18 protein-coding genes are annotated in these 21,759 nt (G+C 41.1%); 4 read left to right on the forward strand and 14 right to left on the reverse strand.

The window, feature by feature from the left end; translation table 11 throughout:
• Positions 1-154: 154 nt before the first annotated feature.
• Positions 155-1,060, forward strand: coding sequence for a cation diffusion facilitator family transporter (locus tag V7K45_RS05495; protein ID WP_335001160.1), 906 nt, complete (start codon positions 155-157; stop codon positions 1,058-1,060).
• Between the two features lie 530 nt (positions 1,061-1,590).
• On the opposite strand, the gene V7K45_RS05500 is transcribed toward V7K45_RS05495, so the two are convergent.
• The 11 genes from V7K45_RS05500 to V7K45_RS05550 all read right to left on the reverse strand — a co-directional run bounded on the left by V7K45_RS05500 (position 1,591) and on the right by V7K45_RS05550 (position 10,189).
• Positions 1,591-2,421 carry a class I SAM-dependent methyltransferase gene (locus V7K45_RS05500; RefSeq protein WP_335001162.1) on the reverse strand — a complete coding sequence of 277 codons (831 nt, stop codon included), beginning with the start codon at positions 2,419-2,421 and terminating at the stop codon, positions 1,591-1,593.
• 755 nt (positions 2,422-3,176) lie between these two features.
• Positions 3,177-3,581, reverse strand: a complete 405-nt coding sequence (locus V7K45_RS05505) for a response regulator (protein WP_335001167.1) — start codon at positions 3,579-3,581, stop codon at positions 3,177-3,179.
• Positions 3,582-4,345: 764 nt separating this feature from the next.
• Positions 4,346-5,968, reverse strand: coding sequence for a glutamine-hydrolyzing GMP synthase (gene guaA / locus V7K45_RS05510; RefSeq protein WP_335001169.1), 1,623 nt, complete (start codon positions 5,966-5,968; stop codon positions 4,346-4,348).
• Positions 5,969-6,196: 228 nt separating this feature from the next.
• Positions 6,197-7,312 carry a cobalt-precorrin-5B (C(1))-methyltransferase CbiD gene (gene cbiD, locus V7K45_RS05515; protein ID WP_335001171.1) on the reverse strand — a complete coding sequence of 372 codons (1,116 nt, stop codon included), beginning with the start codon at positions 7,310-7,312 and terminating at the stop codon, positions 6,197-6,199.
• Positions 7,313-7,321: 9 nt separating this feature from the next.
• Positions 7,322-7,474, reverse strand: a complete 153-nt coding sequence (locus V7K45_RS05520; RefSeq protein WP_335001173.1) for a hypothetical protein — start codon at positions 7,472-7,474, stop codon at positions 7,322-7,324.
• Positions 7,467-7,763 (reverse strand): DUF705 domain-containing protein, encoded by a 297-nt coding sequence (locus V7K45_RS05525; RefSeq protein ID WP_335001305.1) that lies wholly within the window; start codon positions 7,761-7,763, stop codon positions 7,467-7,469. The genes V7K45_RS05520 and V7K45_RS05525 overlap by 8 nt, the downstream gene beginning before the upstream one ends.
• A gap of 142 nt (positions 7,764-7,905) precedes the next feature.
• A complete protein-coding gene (locus V7K45_RS05530; protein WP_335001175.1) occupies positions 7,906-8,238 on the reverse strand; it encodes a DUF5615 family PIN-like protein in 333 nt (110 codons plus the stop codon).
• Positions 8,235-8,459, reverse strand: a complete 225-nt coding sequence (locus V7K45_RS05535; RefSeq protein ID WP_292867582.1) for a DUF433 domain-containing protein — start codon at positions 8,457-8,459, stop codon at positions 8,235-8,237. The genes V7K45_RS05530 and V7K45_RS05535 overlap by 4 nt, the downstream gene beginning before the upstream one ends.
• 77 nt (positions 8,460-8,536) lie before the next feature.
• The gene (locus V7K45_RS05540; protein ID WP_322711799.1) at positions 8,537-8,833 is read right to left on the reverse strand and encodes a DUF7734 family protein; all 297 of its coding nucleotides are present in this window, start codon (positions 8,831-8,833) and stop codon (positions 8,537-8,539) included.
• Positions 8,834-8,868: 35 nt separating this feature from the next.
• Entirely contained in the window at positions 8,869-9,465 is a 597-nt protein-coding gene (locus tag V7K45_RS05545) for a DUF3177 family protein (protein ID WP_335001180.1), read from the reverse strand.
• A 478-nt stretch (positions 9,466-9,943) separates the two neighbouring features.
• The gene (locus V7K45_RS05550; RefSeq protein WP_322667825.1) at positions 9,944-10,189 is read right to left on the reverse strand and encodes a Calvin cycle protein CP12; all 246 of its coding nucleotides are present in this window, start codon (positions 10,187-10,189) and stop codon (positions 9,944-9,946) included.
• 374 nt (positions 10,190-10,563) lie between these two features.
• Here V7K45_RS05550 and V7K45_RS05555 point away from each other — a divergent pair, with 374 nt between their 5' ends.
• Entirely contained in the window at positions 10,564-11,796 is a 1,233-nt protein-coding gene (locus V7K45_RS05555) for an FIST signal transduction protein (RefSeq protein ID WP_335001182.1), read from the forward strand.
• 46 nt (positions 11,797-11,842) lie between these two features.
• Here V7K45_RS05555 and V7K45_RS05560 read toward each other — a convergent pair whose 3' ends face one another.
• Complete coding sequence (locus V7K45_RS05560; protein WP_335001186.1) at positions 11,843-12,970, reverse strand: metallophosphoesterase family protein; 1,128 nt, start codon at positions 12,968-12,970, stop codon at positions 11,843-11,845.
• A 682-nt stretch (positions 12,971-13,652) separates the two neighbouring features.
• Between V7K45_RS05560 and ligA the strand changes: the two genes are divergently transcribed.
• The gene (gene ligA / locus V7K45_RS05565) at positions 13,653-15,689 is read left to right on the forward strand and encodes an NAD-dependent DNA ligase LigA (protein ID WP_335001188.1); all 2,037 of its coding nucleotides are present in this window, start codon (positions 13,653-13,655) and stop codon (positions 15,687-15,689) included.
• 439 nt (positions 15,690-16,128) lie between these two features.
• Complete coding sequence (locus V7K45_RS05570) at positions 16,129-18,270, forward strand: hypothetical protein (RefSeq protein ID WP_335001190.1); 2,142 nt, start codon at positions 16,129-16,131, stop codon at positions 18,268-18,270.
• Between the two features lie 44 nt (positions 18,271-18,314).
• Here the strand turns inward: V7K45_RS05570 and V7K45_RS05575 are convergent, their stop codons facing one another.
• Together V7K45_RS05575 and glgP are read right to left on the reverse strand one after the other, a co-directional pair.
• The gene (locus V7K45_RS05575) at positions 18,315-19,112 is read right to left on the reverse strand and encodes a Uma2 family endonuclease (RefSeq protein WP_335001192.1); all 798 of its coding nucleotides are present in this window, start codon (positions 19,110-19,112) and stop codon (positions 18,315-18,317) included.
• A 305-nt stretch (positions 19,113-19,417) separates the two neighbouring features.
• Positions 19,418-21,631: an alpha-glucan family phosphorylase gene (gene glgP, locus V7K45_RS05580; protein WP_335001194.1), complete on the reverse strand. Its 2,214-nt coding sequence runs from the start codon at positions 21,629-21,631 to the stop codon at positions 19,418-19,420.
• Between the last annotated feature and the right edge of the window lie 128 nt (positions 21,632-21,759).

The raw sequence follows: 21,759 nt of genomic DNA on the forward strand, positions 1-21,759 counted from the left end.
TAGTTAAAAAGAATCTCAACAAATCGATCTAAAACATAGAGACTATAGAGAGACTTAACTCTTACTGTGTAAGACTTTGATACACTTTATTTGTGTTTATTTGTATTTTGAGGTCTACATTAGAAGTCATAGAACTTGATGTGATAAATTATCTATGACTTACGATAACCGCACCGAAGTAAGAAAGGTTTTAATTATTACCCTATTACTCAATCTGTTTGTAATGGGATTGAAAGCAATTGTGGGTTACTGGACAGGTTCTTTGAGTTTACTAGCTGATGCCTTGCATAGTGTGACAGATAGCGCCAACAACGTTTTAGGATTAGTTGCGAGTAAATTTTCTTCTCCACTACCCGATCGCGAGCATCCTTACGGACACAGCAAGTTTGAAGCAATAGGCGCTCTAGGAATTGCCTCATTTTTAGGAATAGCCTGTTTTGAAATTCTGCAAGGAGCAATCGAACGAATTCTCAAAGGTGGTGGTGAACCGATAAAAATATCACCACCGGAATTGTGGTTATTGCTAATTGTGCTAGGTGTGAATATTTTTGTAGCGTTTTATGAACGTGCTGTGGGTAAGCGCGTAGGTAGCTCAATTCTCATCGCTGATGCGACACATACCATGAGCGATATTTGGGTGACAATCTCTGTAATTGGTGGCTTGATAGGGGTTTGGCTAGGTTATCAATGGATGGATTTGGTGTTAGCTTTTCCTGTCGCCTTGTTGGTATTTTGGAGTGGCTGGTCAGTTTTAAAAGAGAATTTGCCTTGGCTTGTGGATCGAATGGCGATCGCACCAGAAGCAATACACGCGATCGCAACTTCTGTCCCAGGTGTAATTAACTGTCACGCGATCGCTTCTCGTGGTGTTCTTGGTCGTCAAGTATTTATTGAAATGCATTTAATAGTGGATGCATCAGACGTAGAAACTGCCCACCACATCACCGAAGAAGTAGAAAGCCGATTAGAAGAACGGTTCCGTCCAGTGAGGATTTTAATTCACGTCGAGCCACCAGCATATAAATCTGAGCAAATTAGCTTTGAAACTGGATTGAAATAGCTTATAAAATTGAAAATCACGGCTTGTTCTAAAGCTTGCAAACCTTATATAGATGGAGGCTCGCGAATAACGAATTAATTATTTTAATATCCTTAGATAAGTAGGTTGGTGTGAATATTTCTCGTTGGGATGAGGCAGAAGGCAGGAGGCAGAAGGTAAGAGGGTTTGAGCCTATTTAATTTTTCTTAACATAGTTTGGTTTTTCCACATCGTTCTACTTAAGTTATACCAATTTGAAAAAAGAATCCGACAAATAGACCATTTGTAGAGACGCGATTTATCTGCGTTTTTACCCAAAGATGTATTGCAATCATTAATTGAATTGGTATTACTTACGGTGTACACACAAGTCAAGTTGGAAATAAAATAAAAAGAAAAGAAAGGAAAATTATTCTCATACTTGATTTTCAGTTAAGTTAATTATCAATAACATAAAATTATTGATAATTAACTCAAAACCTTGCGTACTAAGGCTCAATCTTAGCAAACAAGGATTTTAGGACTTGTGCGTACACTATAGAGATGAGTTACTAAGTCTTACGGGCTATAACGTACATATTGACTGTCGTATAGTCTTCGAGTCCAGGAATTTTACTCAGAAAGCGAAACAATGGCATCAATTTGGAAGCCCCTTCAATAGCATTTGTAGTCTCGCTAACAATCACAAATCCGGTTTTATTAAAGGCTTGCAGGAAGTCGCGGCGCTTGAGTTTATTGAGTCCCAGGTCATAGATTGAATGGCACTCGATTTCGGGATGGTATTTATTATAAGCTTCAACAACACGCGCATCGCCAATAATCAGATGCGCCCACGGTATCCTGATGCGCTTTCCAATTGCATGATATCCGTGATCGCCAAAAGGACTGTAGTAAAGTGGGCTAAAACCAGTTATCAGTAAGCCCCCTTGCCGTAGAACTCGTTTTATTGAAAGAAGAACTCGCTCTATGCCCATGATGTGTTCAAAAGTGTCTTTGGAAATTACGATATCAACCTGGCCATCAAGCGTCGTCAGGTTGTCAATATCCAAGTGATGAAACTCTATTCTGTCAGCAATCTCTGGGTAGCGTTGTGCAACGATATTGCGCGCAAATTCGATACGGCTACTTATGAGGTCAAGACCAATTACCCGCCGCGCTCCGGAAATGGCTGCATCAATGCACAGTGCACCATGTCCACAGCCGATCTCAAGGACAACTTTACCGGAGAAGTCTGGACGACCGCCAAAGCGACTCCAGTATATATCGGATTTTGTGACTTGTGCCTCAAAGTATTTTAGGGAAAAGTCTTCATCTGGTACAGCAAAATTATCTTCAGTAAATTTGTAGTTTGCAGAGGGGTCTGTAAAAGTTTCTTGACTCATAAGTTAAACTGTCAAATGACAATACAGGCTACATTTAGTTTATACATGACATCAGTAGCAATAGCAATTGATACTGTTATACTAGTAAGTAACAGTGAGCTTTCGGACAGGAGATAATGCTGAAGCCTTTGACTTAGAGTGTTTATGGAATAAGCATTATTGAGATTATTAAAGTGGTAATGTTTATTGGGTACATCCCGGTTTTTATTATTTTTAAGAATAAAATATAGCTAGAGGACATATATAGTAGGACGCTGCCATTGAGATTATTTTTCTCTTTAGAAATTTTAAAAAGTGGGATGCTCCCTGTTTATTTAATTAGTGTCATGCAAATTTGCGCTCAAAAATATTCTAATTCTGACTAAAGGCGAAAATTTTACTGACAACAAAATTTGTGTTTCAGTCTTGCTCAAGGCTGTAATCGCACCTTTTGGTTTTATTCAAATAGCGATCGCTCATAAACAAAGAAAAAGAAAACTCATTTTTAGTCTAGAATCTTTGTCAAACATAACATTGCTTAAAATCGAGCAAATAAAAAAAAGAGAGAGTATACAGATAAATAAACCAACAGACTTAAATAGATAATTGTTTATTTATTTTTAATCAAAGGTAAATTTTAGTTGGTGTGTAGATGAGAAGACTTTCATCTAAGTACGATCGGGTTTACATCCAAACAAACCTGTAACTGTCAAATAATCAATTCACTTTTAGATGAGGAAGATGGGGCAGATAAGGTAAATAACTGCATCTTTGTATTAACTCTTATAAGAAGCAACCAAATCTGCAACGATCGCAACTAGTTCTCCGGGATCGACTGGTTTAGCCACATGAGTCTGAAAACCCGCTTCCAAAGCACGGCTACGATACTCGCTATCACCATAAGCAGTTAAAGCGATCGCCGGAAGTTTTCCATAAAGATCGGGCTTTAGTGCTCGGATCTTGCGAATAAGGGTGTAGCCATCTTCATCAGGCATCGCAATATCACAAATCAAGACATCTGGTTGCAACTCAGGTAATACTTTCAATGCTACTGCTGCTGATGCAACTGCCATAATGGTGGCTCCATCAGCTTCCAACACAGTAGTAATATAAAAGCGGCTATCATCATCATCATCAACTACGAGGATGTTTAAGCCAGCAAGGGGAAGGGCAGGTTCCATAACATCTCCATTAATGTTGATCGAATTAAATGTATTTTCAATGAGTTGCTTATTTTTTATTTCTATCACCATACCATTGGTAATTTTACTGCGATCGCGCCTATTTTCCTAGAACATAACTTAAATTGTCTAGTTACCATCCAATTGATGCTTAATTATTCACTGGCATTTATAATCATTGACTGGATAAAATTATGTTAGTGTTTAAATTCCTTTACATTAAAAAATTAACTTTAACGAATAGTTAAACTTCAAAATAATCTTGTTAGCTACTAACTGCTTTATTACTAACAAGTTTGGATTCAATACTTTTCGGATAAACCCAATAATCTCTTTTTTGGTCTGGGGAAAGGTAAATTCAAACCCTTTCCCTTTCTCCTTTTCCCCTTAACCAAAAGTATTGGGTTTGCATTTTGGTCGAGCTTGAAAAAAGTCAAATAAATAGACAATGCCGAGTCTTAAAACGAGTCAGGTCGGCATTGTCATTTTTAAATCAATACAGTTAATTCAGATAAGCTCAAAACCTAGATGTAGAGACGCGATCGATCGCGTTTTAAAGACCAATTATCTACACCAATAACTTTTAACTCAAGCTTATTGAAACGGAGCCGCAGACGCTCCAGATAAAGTCAGTAATTAGGAGTCAAAAGTAATACACCTAACTATTAACTTTCAAACTGCTGTATGTGAATCTCAACTCCTGCAAGTAATCTGAACTCTAGTAAAGAGAAATCAGCTTTTAATTAAGTCAAATCAAAACTTGATTACTCCCATTCAATGGTTCCAGGCGGCTTAGAGGTGATGTCATAAACCACCCGATTCACCCCTTTTACCTCATTCACAATTCGAGTAGAAATCACTTCCAGGACATCATAAGGCACTCTCGCCCAATCAGCAGTCATGCCATCTTCACTGGTAACAATCCGCAAAACAATTGGGTAAGCGTAAGTACGTTGATCTCCCATAACGCCAACACTACGAATTGGCAGCAATACAGCAAATGCTTGCCAGAAATCATGATACATACCGCGTTGGTTAATTTCTTGCCGCACAATCAAATCAGCATCGCGCAAAATATTTAACCGCTCAGATGTAACTTCCCCCAGAATACGAATTGCTAAACCAGGCCCAGGAAAAGGTTGCCGTTGAACAATTTCTTCTGGTAAACCAATAGAACGCCCAAGTTTACGAACTTCATCTTTAAATAGTTTCCGCAGTGGTTCGACCAATTTAAATCTTAGGTCTTTAGGCAAACCGCCAACATTGTGATGACTCTTAATTTTCACTGCTACCCGCTCACCAGTTTGGGGATCGACGTTGGTGTCCGCAGATTCGATCACATCTGGATAAAGAGTTCCTTGAGCTAGATAGTCAAAGTGACCGAGGCGCTTGGATGTTTCCTCAAATACACTGATAAATTCGTGTCCGATGCGGCGGCGTTTTTCTTCAGGATCTGTGATTCCAGCAACTTTAGCCAAAAAGCGATCGCGGGCATTAACATATTCAACAGGAATGTGAAACTGCTCTTGAAACAGCTTTACCAATCGCTCTGGCTCATATTTTCGCATAAAGCCTTGATCGATAAACACGCAAGTCAGTTGCTCGCCAATCGCTTTGTATAGCAAGAAAGCCAGGGTAGAAGAATCCACTCCCCCAGACAGCGCCAACAGCACCCGCTTTTCACCAACTCTGGCGCGAATTTCTCGAATTGCTTCTTCAACAAAAGCCGCTGTTGTCCAAGTAGGTTCGCAATCGCAGATATGGTAGACAAAATTACGGATTAATGCTATACCACCAACAGAATGCACCACCTCTGGATGGAACTGAACGCCGTAAAGTTTCTTTTCGTGGTCAGCAATCGCAGCACAGGGAGTATTTTCTGTATGTGCTAGCAATTCAAACCCTGATGGCATTTGGATAACTGAGTCTCCATGACTCATCCACATAGTAGTGCCATCTTCAACATTAGTAAGCAAATCTGTGGGATCGTCAATATATAATGAAGCTTTGCCGTATTCACCTCGATCGGCCTTTGCCACTTCCCCACCAAGTTGATTTACCATCAACTGCATCCCATAGCAAACACCCAAAATGGGTATTCCCAAATTCCAGATTTCTGGGTCACAATGGGGAGCGTTATCACTATAAACTGAACTTGGGCCACCTGAGAGAATTATTCCCTTGGGATTGAGTTGGCGCAAATGTTCAGAAGTAGTGCGATAGGATAAAACTTCGGAGTATACTTGAGTTTCGCGGATGCGACGGGCAATCAACTCAGAATATTGAGAGCCAAAGTCCAGAATTATAATCAATTGGCGATCGAGCCGCCCAAAAGTTTCCACTGTTTGGGGCGCTTGTTCTGTTGGTAGAGTCACCGCTGTATTCATGACGGGAGTGTTATATCTGTTAAGGATAAATAGATGCTTTGTGGTCTATGGTGATGCTATTATCCAGCCTGGATAGGCTGATAATGGTATAGAAAGCCTTGACAAACGCTAGTTTACGTACATTTGTCAAGCCCCGGAGTTGGAGATGGTATTAAAACGATAAATCTACCCTAGAGTGGTTACTTAAAGGATTATTTTTTTGGATTGTTTACGATTATTCATAATAAATTAACATAATTTTCCCATCAACAGACCAGCAGTTTTACTCTTCACGATAATTTTGCGATCGCGATCGAAGAGAATAGAGCCACAGACTGTTACTTTTTTGCCGCTTTCGCTATGACTTTGGATGTATTCTTTAGAACGGACATCGATAGTTTCGGCGATCGCACTGTAAACTTTATTTACCCAATCACTACCAGTTGCAGCATCTAGGGATTTTAGGTGTGTTAGTGCTGCTTCAGCAGTTGCACTGTTAAATACAGCTTGGACATCTGGTGATTTTAAACCTGCGATCGCACAGTGCGCGGCTAAAATTTCTCGGCGTCCATCAGCCAAGTAGTGATGAGTGTGAAAAATCCCTCCAGCCAGCTTCATCAGCTTACCGTGATAGCCAAATAATAAGATTTCTTTTACACGCAGTACATCAGCTTCTACTAACATTGGGCCGAGCCAGTTAGCAGTTTTGACCAATTGATCGGGATTAATCCCTAGTTTACGCGCCAAATCTAGGCCATTCTCCCCAATACAGAATACTAAACTCTCAAAACGACTGGCTTTATTTTGTAATTCCGCCCGAAAAACTGCAAGCTGATCTGGTGTACTTAAGGGTTGAGAAATGCCGGTTGTGCCTAAAAGAGAAAGTCCTTCAACCACACCAAAAGCAGAATTTGAAGTGCGAACAGCAAGCGATCGCCCTTCGGGTAGAATAATTGTCACTGTGATTTTTTCCCCAGGTGCTAGCATCCGTTGCAGATTCTCTTGCAACAGCCTTTGAGCATAGGCATAAATAGCTGGCTTGTCATCAGCATTTAATTGCCTACCAATTCCTTCCCCACCTTTGATAATTACTGCATCATCACCCTGTTCCCGCCATTCTACCAATGCCCAAATCGGTGTATCTTTAGTCAAATCGAGATTATCACCAGGATCGCTGCGAGCGATCGCTAAAGCTGTATTCTCAGATAGTCCTGCTACCTGTTCAATGGCGATTTCTGCGATTTGAGCGGGTTCAACCAAATCTACTGATGCTATGCTTAGGGGTTGGCGATCGTGTAACCAGTGTAAAGCTGCAACAGCAGCAGCACAGGCAAAGACGGGAAGTGTGTATCCAGAACGGGACATTTTTTAAATTTAAAAGTCAAAATAATTCTTCAAAAGCGATCGCGCAGCGTCACGAAGTGAAGACATAGGGTGAATGAACGACTTATGAACTTCTCCAACTATGCCAACCATCTTATCAAACAGGGCGATCGCTCTATCACAGTCGTCCCCAGTCCTACTCACTGAGCAAACTGTCAGCCTGCAATGGATACACATGGCGTAAGCTTCGCCAAGCCGTAAATGGTTGATCGTCAATCATTGCTTCTGGCTTTGGGAGATAACCAGCGAAGCAATCCTCTAGTCCAAACTCCTTTGCTGAAACACGAGCGTAATCACTGCCTCCACTGCTCCAGCAGTACAGTACTGCTCCTTGCGCCTTTAACTGTCGAACTACTTTAATGACACTGGGTATCGGAATTCGTTTCGTTCCAACCGAGCGAACAAGAGTGTCATCGACATCAACAAAAATGATCGCAGTTAAGTTTTCCGTGCTAACGCTTGATTCTACTTAAGTTTAATCACCCAACCGAAGAATAACTATAACTGCCCAATTCGGTATGATATCCAGAAACAATGCTCCCAGTGCGATCGCATTGTTCTGTCATATTTTCAAACTACGCTAACACCAAAATACTTTCCACTTCGCTATTTACAAATCGGCTGATTATAGCAAAGTTATCACGCAAGATTTGGACAATTTTAGAAGTTGGGCTGTTGCCAATACGGAGATAGATAAATTTGGGTGGATGACCATAGAGAAGACTGCGCTGATGAAAATCAGAATCTTTGGAAGCAATTACAAAATCGTGTATTTTAGCGTACTCCCAGATAATCACATCGTCCGTGTTGATTAATCCTAAAGTTTTAACGTGTACTGAATCAGGATACAAATCTACAATCCGTGAAATAATCCGATCAGACAAATTTTCGTCTAGAAGCAGTTTCACAGGGATACCACAAATAACTTCTTCTCACGATCGGCAGCAAAAGCTAGACACGCTTTGATATCTTCAGAAGTTAATTCAGAAAAATCCTCTAGTATTTCTGCTTCAGTCATTCCACCAGCAAGATACTCCAAAATATCATAAACAGTGATTCGCATTCCCCGGATACAGGGTTTACCACTGCGTTTTCCAGGCTCAATCGTAATAATGTCGTGGTAATTCATAAATTAGTGAAGATATATGTTTAATCTATGAGGGTTGCTTGAGTCAGTCTACCAACTAACTTAAGACAAAATTTTAGTTAAACTCCCACTTCTGATAATAGAGCTTCCATAGCTTCCCAAGAAATTCCTTGTTGAATATAACGGGGTGCTTCAGGATTATAAGGACTGGCTACTCGGTCAATATTGAGGATGTTTGCCCCATCTGGTAGAACAGGTACATCTGCATCAAATGCCGTTGGACGCATCAAAGAACTGGAAAAGCCTTTGAAAATAGCAATTGTATCTTGCTCATCGGCAATTTCCACCGTTACAATTAGGACTTCTTTGGTGCGTTTAGCGGTGTATTGTTCCAGTCGCTTACCAATGGAATTCATTTTTTTAGAGTAGGGGTATGGTGGCGCAATGACGGTTACTGTGGTGTGGCTGAACGTCCCTGTTTGCCCAGCTTAATCAAAACAAAATAGCTCAAATAAAGCACATAAATTACTAAACTAGTTATGCCAAGAAAACCTAAAAACTCAGCCTTGCTGTTAGCATGAAAATATTCTTTGAATAGCAACGGAGCCTCGAACCAGACACGACAGTAGGGAGTCTTAAGCATATTGCCAGAAAAAGCACAACCCAGAAAAGGTATAAATGCTAGTGCGCCCAAAAAACAATAAACAGTTGTCGCCCAGCGCCAAGAGGTAAAAATAAATTTCAAAGAACCACTGGTTTGATACTCAATTTCATCATTGATATCTACCCAGAACCACAGCGAAATCGGGATCAAAATCTGAGCTATCAATCCAGAGATAAAGCTAACTGGATACTGGGCAATCATTAAGTAAATCGTGATTGCCACCAAGCTTGATACTCGCCAGTATATAGCCAATAAGCGTTGTATACCTTCCGCTTTTTGTACAAATGCCCAAATTAGAAGAATTAGCGGAATAATTACCAGGAATAATACTGCCAGTCGGTAATCAATCCAGACGAAAGGTCGAAACCAAATATCATAGTCCATATTTTTTCTCAAACAATAGATAAAAAGAAGTCAGGAGTCTGAATAAATCAAGTGGGATTTTATACCACTACCTGATTGTAGACTGCTCAATAAGGCAGGGGTATTAAACCCTTTTATTCAGGAGTCAGTCGAACTCCAGTTCATGCTGAATTCTTCTTGATAATAGTTTATTGAACCTCGTATGACTAGAAGTCACGAGTATTACAAAAAATTTATAGGGGCGTACATCTGTACGCCCCTAGTACCAATTAATTGGTTGTTTAATTTATGAAAATCGCAACTTATCTCTTTGGAAGAAGCCTATTGATTCAAATAAGGAATTATTTATTGTTTCCACGACTAAAATCAGCAGATCCAAATAAAACGCTTGCGAGTGGAGGACATTGGTGAATTTCCACGTCCTCTACTCTAGGCGTCTTCTTTAGTCAATGCTGGTTATTTGCTTGCCAAACAACAGAAAATCCAGTTACCTCAATTTCTAGTCGTCGTAAACCCGACATTCAATTGCTTCTGGATTGTCATCACAATACTGTTCTAGAGAATTTTTTGGCTTGCTTTGGCGCTTGTGGGAAGCTTCGGCTTGCAATTCTTCTACTGCATCCCAAGCAGCAGCACACTCTGGTGAGTTGCTACCGTTAATATCACAGACAGTACGCGCTTGTTCCACTTCTTCTTGGATTTTCTCTTGGATGTCGCCTTTTGCTGTTTCTTGGATGTTGGTCATTAGCTTTAGTCTCGTTGTGTGTTGTTAATACTAGTATAGAAAATGTTCAGAAATGGCAGTTTTTCGTTTGATTAATAACCATTCTAACCATTTAGCCAATCATAAGTTAGTGTTTTAGCCCATTGATTTATAACCAATACAGCAAGCTACTCCATCTATAATGCATTTACCTTTATTTTTTAAGATTTTATGGAATTAGTAGCATAGATAAATAATCATACAATATATTTAGATGCCTATATTAGGGAATGACAACCCCAGCTTCTTGGGATGGAGGAAACAAAGGGCTGGCATCAATTCTTGTAAGATGCAATTCTTCCCAAAATAAAAAGTCAAAATCTACTAGCCTAAAAAGAGAAAGAAGCTCAAAACTCATGGCAGACCAAATGCAGTGGGCAAATGCCCTATCAACCCGTCATTCTCTGGAAGCCGCTGTTACAGATGTGGTAGAACGAGCTGTTTCATCGTTAACAGTACCTGCGGATCTAGGACTGGTATTCATTTCGTCTGCTTTTGCGAGTGAGTATTCCCGACTGTTACCCTTGTTAGCTGAAAAACTTTCTGTGCCTGTGTTAATTGGCTGTAGTGGTGGTGGTGTAATTGGGACGACAGTTAGCGGAGAAACCCAAGAATTGGAAGCTGAACCAGCTATTAGCTTGACTTTAGCACACCTTCCAGGAGTGAAGATTCAAGTTTTTCATATTGTTGCGGAAGAATTACCTGACTTAGACAGCTCACCAGATGCTTGGCTTGATTTGATCGGTGTACCACCATCACCGACACCGCAGTTCATCTTGTTGTCTAGTTCTTTCGCCTCTGGAATCAACGATTTGTTGCAAGGGCTAGATTTTGCTTATCCAGGATCGACGATCGTGGGGGGACAGGCTAGTGGTGGAGGTATGGGTGGTCGTGTTGCCCTTTTTTGTAACGATACTAACGGTGAGGAACAGCAAAACTTGTATCGCGAGGGTACTGTTGGTATAGCTTTGACTGGCAATATTGTTTTGGAAACGATTGTCGCCCAAGGATGCCGACCAATTGGCAAGCCATTGCAAGTTACAAAAGCCGATCGCAATATCATCCTAGAGTTAGATGAGCAAGTGCCTTTGGTGGTGTTGCGAGATTTGATTGCTAGTCTCAGCGAACAAGAACGGATTTTAGCACAGCATTCTCTGTTTGTTGGTGTGGCAATGGATGAATTTAAGCTGGCTTTGCAGCAAGGAGACTTTTTAATACGTGGTATTCTTGGGGTCGATCCAAATGCTGGGGCGATCGCAATTGGCGATCGCGTCCGTCCTGGTCAAAGGCTGCAATTCCACCTCCGCGATGCCCAAGCCTCTGCTGAAGACCTCGAATTACTCCTCCAAAGTTATCAACATCAACGAGAATCTGAACCCTCGGCTGTAGCTGCTTTGATGTTTTCTTGTCTGGGACGAGGTGAAGGACTCTATGGTAAACCCAACTTCGATTCGGAATTATTTCAGCGCTACCTTAACGATATTCCTATAGGTGGCTTTTTCTGTGGCGGTGAAATCGGCCCTGTTGGTGGCAGAACCTTTTTACACGCCTACACCTCAGCATTTGGAATTTGTCGCCAAAATCAGTAATGAGTCCTGAGTCCTGAGTCTTGAGTGATGAATCACCTCCTAACTCCTAACTCTTATTCAGCAAAAGTGTGCTGTTATTATCAATCATCGTCAAATTGCCATTAGTAGCGATCGCTGAGTTAGACTGTGATGCACTATATGTTTGAATGTAGCGCCGCACTTCTGGGGGAAAATGAGGATAATCTAACACTGCATCCCCATCGGCAATAGTTGACCAGAAATCGCGTAAACCAGGAGCTAATTTTTTTGCCTGTGATAACGGTAAGTTTAATGGAGAGTGAGTTAGTAGCTTGATTAAAAAAGGGAAAGAGCGATCGCCCATCCACTGCCTTGATGACTGTTGCAAGTCGGGGAACTCAGGCACTGACTCTACGCGATGGGATAAAATTTGCAACGATTCTTTACCTTGGTTATCTCGATGAAACTCTAGCACTCGGTAAGGGTGAGGATAGCTCACTAAAGAGCCAGTAGTAATATCGTATACTCCATCTGAGTAAGCAATATCCTGAACGTGCAAATGCCCCGTAAATACTAACTTGACTCCGTAGCGCCTCAGCAACTGCAATAGTTCTGCTGAATTGGACAACATATAGCGATTTGCCAGTGGATGGTTGGATTGATTGGGCAAATGTTCCACTACATTATGATGCACCATCACCAAAACTAATTCATCAACAGATGCCGCCAGCACGTCTTCTAACCACCGTAGCTGTTTGGCATCCAAACACCCCACTTGCTCTCCGTGGTCATTAAAGGAGTTAGAATTTAGTCCAATCAGCTTAACTCCAGGCAATAATTGGCGAATGTAGTAAATCTGCTGTGGATCTTCATAGCCAAACTTTGTGTAATAGTAGGGAAAATCTGCAAAAGCAATCGATTGCCGATCGCCCAACAGCACAGGAACATCATGATTACCAGGAACAACATAGACGGGAAAAGGTAGCTGGGCTAAATATTGTTGCAACCAGGCGTGATTCTCTGGTTCGCCGTGCTGGGTTAAATCTCCTGGCAACAACAAGAAATCTAAATCGAGTTGTGTTAAATGTTCTAGTACACTTTTAAATGCTGAGATACTTACTTCTACCAGATGAAACCGGCTGGGATGATCCCAGATTGTGTGGGGAAGTGCCAGGTGTAAGTCGCTGACTACCGCAAAGCGAAAATTGAGAGTCATTGATTTATGAAAATGTTAAAAGCAGAGGTTAAAACAAGCCTTTTCCCAAAAGTATAACGCTTGCTTTGTTTCCCTGCGTAGGAGTGCGTATACTTAATATTTGTATACATTAACCATTGATTACAGGCTATGGTAACGATTAACTTAAAGGCTAATCATAAGCATTAATCTAGACACTCGATGATTTAAAGAATGTTTTATATCATCGCTGTCAATCTTTACTCCAGCAGCAAGATTTAATTCGCGGGCTAATACCATTTTGGATTTTAGACTTTCCTGCGGAACGCTACGCGAACGGCTACGCTCAGTCGAACGATTTTAGATTTTGGATTGTGAAACATCCATTGGATAAGTGTTTCAGTTTCCCATCTGTCGCAATCATTTTTCAAATTGGTATAACTGGTTTTCATTGGTGGATGAAAATGGGGATTTAATCGTAACTAATTACCCGGACATAATATGACTCGCGATCGCTCTAAATTTTTTACCCGTAGAATTATACTTAGTACTTAGGAGAAGCGCGCTACTGAAGTTTGCGATGCGATCGCCCTATGCAAGTATTGGGTAGCCGGGGATTTGGTAAAACTTATTTAGCTTTTGAGTCATATCAAAAGCCTAAATTTTGTATAGTACATATGTATGATTTGTTAGTCCTAATCCTAGATATTTTATAAAAATTCTCATGACACAGATTAAGCCGGAAGTAAAGCGCACAGAAGAATTGCGCCAGTTATTACAACAAGCAAGCTATGCTTATTACGTCTTAGATGCTCCAATCATGGAGGATGCAGTTTATGACCAGCTATATCGAGAATTGCAACAACTAGAAACTCAATATCCAGAATTGACAGCACCCGATAGTCCGACTCAGCGGGTGGGTGAAAGACCGGCAACACAGTTTACCTCGGTGCGGCACAATATCCCCTTGTACAGTCTGGAGAATGCATTCAATATTGATGAGTTGCAAGCATGGGATCAACGTTGGCGGCGACAAGTACCGAAAATAGATTCAGTGGAATATGTCAGCGAACTGAAAATTGATGGTTCTGCTTTGGCTCTTACTTACCAAAATGGCATTCTAGTTAGAGGGACAACTAGGGGTGATGGGGTAACGGGTGAAGATATTACCCAAAATGTACGGACAATTCGCTCAATTCCCTTACGTTTGAATTTTGAAGGGTTAGAAATTCTCGAAAGGGTGGAAGTGCGAGGCGAGGCGTTTTTACCATTGGAAGTATTTAAACAAATTAACGAAGAAAGGCAAAAAGCCAGCGAGCAATTATTTGCCAATCCCCGCAATGCCGCAGCTGGTACACTCAGACAACTAGACTCCCGCATTGTCGCTAAACGGCGGTTAGACTTCTTTGGCTACACCTTGCACATTCCTGGTAGAGATGACACCAGTATTGCTAATACCCAATGGGAAGCATTGGAGTTATTAGAGAAGATGGGTTTTCGAGTCAACCCTAACCATAAACGGTGTGCTTCGATCGCAGAAGTGGCAAAGTATTATGAATATTGGGACACGGAACGGCTGAATTTACCCTACATGACTGATGGGGTAGTAGTGAAGCTGAATTCTTTTAAACTTCAGGAACAGCTAGGATTTACGCAGAAATTTCCCCGTTGGGCGATCGCTTTGAAGTATCCAGCGGAAGAAGCACCTACCCGTGTAGAAAATATTGCTGTAAATGTTGGCAGAACAGGGGCGTTAACACCGTTAGCAGAGATGCGCCCAGTGCAACTGGCGGGAACAACAGTTTCCCGTGCAACTTTACATAATAGCGATCGCATTGCTCAATTAGACATCCGCATTGGCGATACTGTGATTGTCCGCAAAGCTGGGGAAATCATTCCAGAAGTGTTGAGGGTAATCAAAGAACTCCGTCCCGCTGACACCGAACCCTTCGTTATGCCCACCCATTGCCCTGTCTGCGGTCAATTGGTGGTGCGAGAATCAGGTGAGGCGGTGACTCGGTGCGTCAATGCTTCTTGCGCAGCGATTCTCAAAGGTTCTATTGAACATTGGGTAAGTCGTGATGCCTTAGATATTAAAGGTATGGGTGAAAAGCTGGTATATCAACTCGTTGATAAAAGTTTGGTGCATTCCGTTGCCGATTTATATGAGTTGACAGCCGAGAAGTTATCTGCATTGGAAAGGATGGGGAAAAAGTCGGCAGAGAAGTTGATAGATGCGATCGCTCAGTCAAAAAATCAACCTTGGTCAAGGGTATTGTATGGTTTAGGCATCCGTCACGTTGGCAGTGTGAATGCTCAATTGTTGACTCAGAAATATTTCACTGTAGACCAGTTAGCTACAGCAAAGCAATCAGATATTGAAGGTATTTACGGTATTGGTGCTGAAATTGCCCAATCTGTGTACCAATGGTTTCGGATTGATGCTAACCAAAGTTTGATAGAACGCTTACAAGCAGAAGGATTGCAATTAACTGCCAGCGAGGAAACAAAAATAGTTGGTGACGGTAATCAAAAATTTGCAGGTAAAACTTTTGTAATTACAGGTACATTGCCAACCTTGAAACGAGATGAAGCGAAGGCTTTGATTCAAAAATCTGGGGGAAAAGTAACTGATTCAGTTAGTAAAAAAACCGATTATTTAGTTTTAGGAGAAGATGCCGGTTCCAAGTTAGAAAAAGCAATTTCGTTGGGAATCGTGCAGTTAAGTGAGACGCAATTGTTGGAGATGCTTGAAGATTAAAATCAGGTAAATAGCCTGGCAAGCTATATATTTCGTGAACGAATCCAGGCAATTAACCCATATTTATTAATTAGCCCAAAAGTATAACCACTCCAACCTGCATTATTTACTTGGGTGATAAAATATGCTTATGTTTTATATTTTTTATACTTTGTATCAATACATATTTAGCACTCCTTAATACTTAAGTAAATATAACTTCATAATCGCTTTTGCGGAATTTTGATATCTTCTTGTGTATCAAACTCTATTGGCTTATATCTTGCTTCTAGAGCGAGTACACAAGCGTCTTGATTCTGACCGAAGTGAGCGGAGCCGGAGACGCTCCGGCTCCGCTCCTAAATTATTCTTCAATCTCATTTATCTGAAAGCTGGGTGCAAGATACAAGCCAATATGAACAAAAACAATTAAATTTTTGTATATTTACAGAGATTTGTTATGAACAAAAGACAACAGGTTTTTAACGGCATTGTCTTATGGTTGGGACTAGCATTCCTGATTTTAATGCTACAAAATTTCTACAGTGTATTGCAATACATTTTCTTTTTGCGAGTACCTATAATTGTTGGTTTATTGCTGTTATTCTTGCCAACAATTTCAGTGAATACTGGTTTATCAGCGATGTTGAAAAACTTATTTGTACTTCGCGCTAATAATCAGTTGGTTTTAGTTATTGGAGGTGCAGTTTTAGCAGGACTGGCTACGATACAAGTTTTCGATATCATCTTGTATAATTCTCATCTTCGTTTTGATGTACCTCAGCAGCAAGGAATTCCAGAATTTCTCCAATATTTAATCGCTATTATCTTAAGTCTCCCGATTGCCATAAAGGCGACTCAGCTTTCTAAAAAAGAAATACAAGAAGCAGATCGTCGCTGGGAAGGTTGGGGAATTATATTTGGCATTATTGCAGGAGCTTTATTGCTAATAACCAATTACTTTAACAAGCATTTTTTTGAATCTAATCAGGTTTTAAAACAGGTTTTATTGAAAATAAGTTATTTTTTTCCAGAAAGAATACAAAGGGGGTATGTAGATTTAAATGGTAATTTATCTTACGGAATTGCTGCAATAACAGTATTTTCAGTTTTTCTATTAATTGTTTATGGGTTAGGTTATTTTATCTTGAAACCTCGCCCAATTAGTAATAGATTTGAAGCTCCTGCTCTTTTTTATATTATTCTCATTTTGTCAGTTATTGTAGTGTGGATAGGAGGACTTTCTTACTTTGTTGATGTGTCTCGCATTCCCACATTGCTATTATTTTTAGCAATTTCATCTGTTTCTTATGCTATTTTTCAGGCAGACCATTTTTACAAAATATACTCAAAAAATAACTGGTTAAAACCAACAAAAGAAAAGTGGATTAATGTTATCTCTCAACGTCTAAAAAATCAACCAACTGAAGATAAAACTTTAGTAGTAGTTTGTGCTAGTGGTGGAGGTATTCAAGCATCTGGTTGGACAGCTAAAGTTTTGACTGGTTTACAGCAAGAACTTGGATCTAAATTTACCAAGACTATTGGTTGGATAAGCTCAGTTTCTGGTGGTTCTGTCGGAACAATGTTTTATTTGGATAAATTTGGAGATCGGGGTTATCCAGAAGAAAATCAATTAAAACAGATTTTTAAAAGCGCTACAGAAGATAGTTTGGATGCTACAGGCTGGGGATTCGCTTATCCAGATTTACTTCGTTTTATTGGTTTACCTTTTGTCTTACCAAAAGAGAAAGATACTACAACTGAGCAAGACCGTGGTACTGCTATCGAAATAGATTGGAAAGGGGAGATGAAATATCCCAATGCAAGTTTAGCTAGCTGGAGTGAAAAAATTGACCAAGGAATTATTCCTATTCCTATTTTTAATGCAACTTTAGTTGAAGATGGACGACGTTTTTTAATTAGTCCAATGACTTTTAGTCCGCATAAGGATTGCAAATCTATAGATTTTAATACCCTTTATCCAGAATATGATATTGATGTGACGACAGCCGCTAGATTATCTGCCACTTTTCCTTATGTATCTCCAGTGTGTCGTCCTAGTCAAGAAACTACATGGAATTATCATATAGGTGATGGTGGTTACTTTGACAATTTTGGTATTGGTACTACCATAGATTTACTGAATCAACTATTAGAATCTGAGCAATCTGACCAAATTAAAAAAGTTATTTTAATCCAAATCAATGCTTTTCCTGATGATGAGAATCCCCAAAAAGAAAAAGGCGCTCCGGGATGGCAGATGGAAGTTATTGGTTCATTGCTCGCTTTATTAAATGTTCGTAGTGATACACAAAACGAAGGTAATACATTAAATATAGAACTTTTGACAGACAAGTACAAATGTGGCTACAAGCATAATGAACCGGAAAAAGTGCAGCAATTTTTAAAAGAGAAATCTTGTCAAAAAGGAATAGAAATTATACATATTCCTATTAAATTTCCTCGTGGTAAAATTAATCCTCCACTTTCTTGGCAGTTAACTCAAGAACAAAAAGAAGCTATTCAAAATGCATGGGAAGATTGGAAACTAAGCCACTCTGATACTATTGCTGAATTAAAAAAGATATTTCCAGAGTGATGAGTATTAATTCATAAAATGATTTAGAATTTTTGAAATTGCCTCTACTCAGATAGGGGCAAGTTATTCGGGTCAATACCCTGAGATTGTAAGTAAGCAATCAGTCGTTCTTTTTGCTGGCGTTCTTGTTCGGCGCGTTGGTGCTCAAGTTCTGCGCGTTGACGTTCTTGTTCGGTGCGTTGACGTTCTTGTTCAATCTGTTCTACAGCCCACGGTAACAAATTACCATCTCGATCCCACCAGCGCAACCAATAACCAGTGCGACCTTCTTTTGTTCCTTGCCAAGTTCCTAAAAATAAGCCCATTACATCAATCCAATGACGACCATTTTCGTCGGGTTGCTTTAACTCATAGCGCTTATTTTCCAGTTGATAATATTCTAATAAACCGCCATAAGGTTCAAAAATAACATAGATGGGAATCTGCAAAATTTGCTCGTAGAAAAACCATTTTCCTGGTGGATAACTTCGCTTGACTGAATATTCTCCACCCTCAGTATCGGATAAAAATTCGATGGCGATCGCTGGGATATCTCCTTCTAAATTAGGTGTATAACTTTTGCGGTTAGCCACCACTTCATTAACCGACGGCACATAAACCCAATCTGGTGCTTTGGCAATAAATTGCTCGTTGACTGTCGCACAAAGACCAAAGTTTGAAGCTATCAACATCTGGGGTTGGATGAATCCACTGATTTCTAGGCTTTCACGCAAAGCACCAGCCAACAGTGGCTGACCGGTATTCTCCACTGGTTCATCCTCTAGTTGAAAATCTTTGGGCAAGGCTTCCCAAGAGATTACCAGTTCTGTTGGTGATTTGGCTTGGCTGAGTTGGGTTGCCATAAACACAGCATGAATTTATTCTCGATCTTATCGCTTCTAGGAAGGCTATGGGGCAATACGGTTCAGTTAAGGGTTATTGGTGTAGGTAATTGGTCTTTAAGACGCGATAAATCGCGTCTCTACATGAGGGTTTTGGGCTTATCTGAACCGTATTGGGCTATGGGGGCTGGGGACTGGGGACTGGGGGGCAGGGGAAAAGGTTAAAGGTTAAAGGGAAAAGGAATAAATTTAATCTTTCCCCTTTTCCCCTTACCCTTTTCCCCTTACCCCATACCCAATGCCCAATGCCCAATTCCCAATGCCCTTTACAGCAGTACTTTAGCTAAAATCGGTTCCACACTCTTAGAAATCTCTGGGACATACACCTGTGAAACGTAGTCGGCAATCATCCTGTCGGTGTTGAATAACGGTGCATTTGTCTTAATCGACGTTTTCATCATCTGCACCCAACGGTGAGGAATGCCTTTGGCATCTTGGTCATAGTATAAAGGAACGATTTCTTCTTCTAACAGCTGATAAAGCGATCGCGAATCAATCCCATCTTGCAATTCTTGATCGCTAGTATGAGCATCTTCACCAATTGCCCAACCGTTAATTCCTTTGCCATCGGGCCCTGTTTGGTAGCCTTCGCACCACCAGCCATCCAAAACGCTGCAATTAAGACCGCCGTTAAAACAGACTTTTTGCCCACTCGTACCAGACGCTTCCAAAGGACGGCGGGGATTATTTAACCAAACATCCACACCTTGCACCAATTTTTGACCGGTGTAAATGTCGTAATCTTCAATAAAGGCGACTCGGTTAATAATCCCGGAATTGTGACACCACTCCATCAAGCGTTGGATAATCCGCTTACCTTCTTCATCGGCTGGATGCGCTTTACCTGCAAAGATAATTTGTACTGGACGTTGAGCATTACCAAAAATCTTCAGTGCGCGTTGGGCATCACGCAAAATCAGATCGCCGCGTTTATAAGGGCTAAAGCGTCTGGCAAATCCAATGGTCAATACATTGGGATCGAGTAATTTTTCTGTTGCTTGAATGAGTTGATGATTTTCGCCACGCAACTCCCGTGATTTCTTTACCTTATAACGGGTGAAAGCAATCAATCGTTCTTTGAGGATGAGATGCCGCGACCACAATTCCTCGTCGGGAATCTCGTCAACTTTAGCCCACATTTTGGGATCGACGGCGCGATTTTTCCAGTCTTCTCCCAAATATTCATCATATAAATCACCTAACAAGGGTGCAGTCCAGGTGGGTGCATGAACGCCATTGGTAATGTAACCAATTGGTACTTTGTCTTCCGATCGCTGCGGATAGAGAACTGTCCACATTTTACGGGAAACTTGACCGTGCAATTCACTTACGCCATTGCAAGCACGCGACATCCGCAATGCTAAAACGGTCATGCCAAAGGGTTCCCAAGGATCGCCCAGTCGTCTTGCACCCAGTGCCAAAAATTGCTCGCGGGAAAGTCGCAATTGCGGCCAATAGCTGGCAAAGAAAGAATCTATTAAATCAGGGGAGAAGACATCGTGACCGGCGGGAACGGGGGTATGGGTGGTAAATACACAACTGTTCCGTACCTTGGCTTCGATATCATAGAACGATTTACCAGTCCGCTCAATTTCTACCCGCGCAACTTCTAAGGTGCAGAATGCAGCGTGTCCTTCGTTGAGGTGATAGACAGAAGGTTCAATTCCCAAGGCGTGTAGGGCGCGAACACCGCCAATTCCCAAAACGACTTCTTGGGCGATGCGGGTTTCCAAGTTACCGCCGTATAGGTGTCCTGTTAGCCAACGGTCAATGGGATCGTTATCGTGGCGATCGCTATCTAATAAATATAAGGTGACTCGCCCAACTTGCACTCGCCAGATTTGCACTTTCACAATCCGCTGGCGAACTTGTAACTCGATAGTCACCGATTCCCCTTGCTCATTTTTAATCAACTCTAAGGGCATGTGGCCAAAGGGGTTGTCAATATAATAATCTTCTTGCCAACCTTGGCGGTTCAAGCGTTGCCGAAAATAACCTTGGCGATACAACAAGCCAACACCAACCAACGGCACACCCAAATCTGATGATGATTTTAGATGATCCCCGGCGAGTATTCCCAAGCCGCCAGAGTAGACGGGTAGAGATTCATGGATGCCAAATTCGGCGCAAAAGTAAGCAATAGGATGCAATGCAGATACTTGCGGTGCAACTCGACTGACCCAAGTATCTTGCTGGTTGATGTATTGGTCAAACTCACGTGCGAGGGCAGATATCTGCTTTAGGTAAAATGGGTCTTCTGCTAATTGCGTCAAACGCTCATAAGTTGCCGACTCTAAAATCGCTACTGGGTTATGTCCACAGCGTTCCCATTCTTGGGGATCAATTGTTTGGAATAGGGAGATGCGATCGCCACTCCAACTCCACCAGTAGTTATAAGCCAAATCTGCCAAACGCTTGAGCGGTAAAGGTAACTTTTCACTCAAGTGCCGTGCTGCGGTGATTGCACTGCTATTAGCCATACTAAATCTATGTCCTCGCGCTTAACTTTTTCTCTATGTATCGGGAACTGGGGAAGAAGCAAGGGAGCAGGGGGCAAGGGAGAAGAGTTTTCCCTTTTGCACCCCGCCCCGATGCCTCTTTTCCATGC

The organism is Nostoc sp. (assembly GCF_036917375.1).
In the GTDB taxonomy this organism is placed as follows: Bacteria; Cyanobacteriota; Cyanobacteriia; order Cyanobacteriales; family Nostocaceae; genus Nostoc.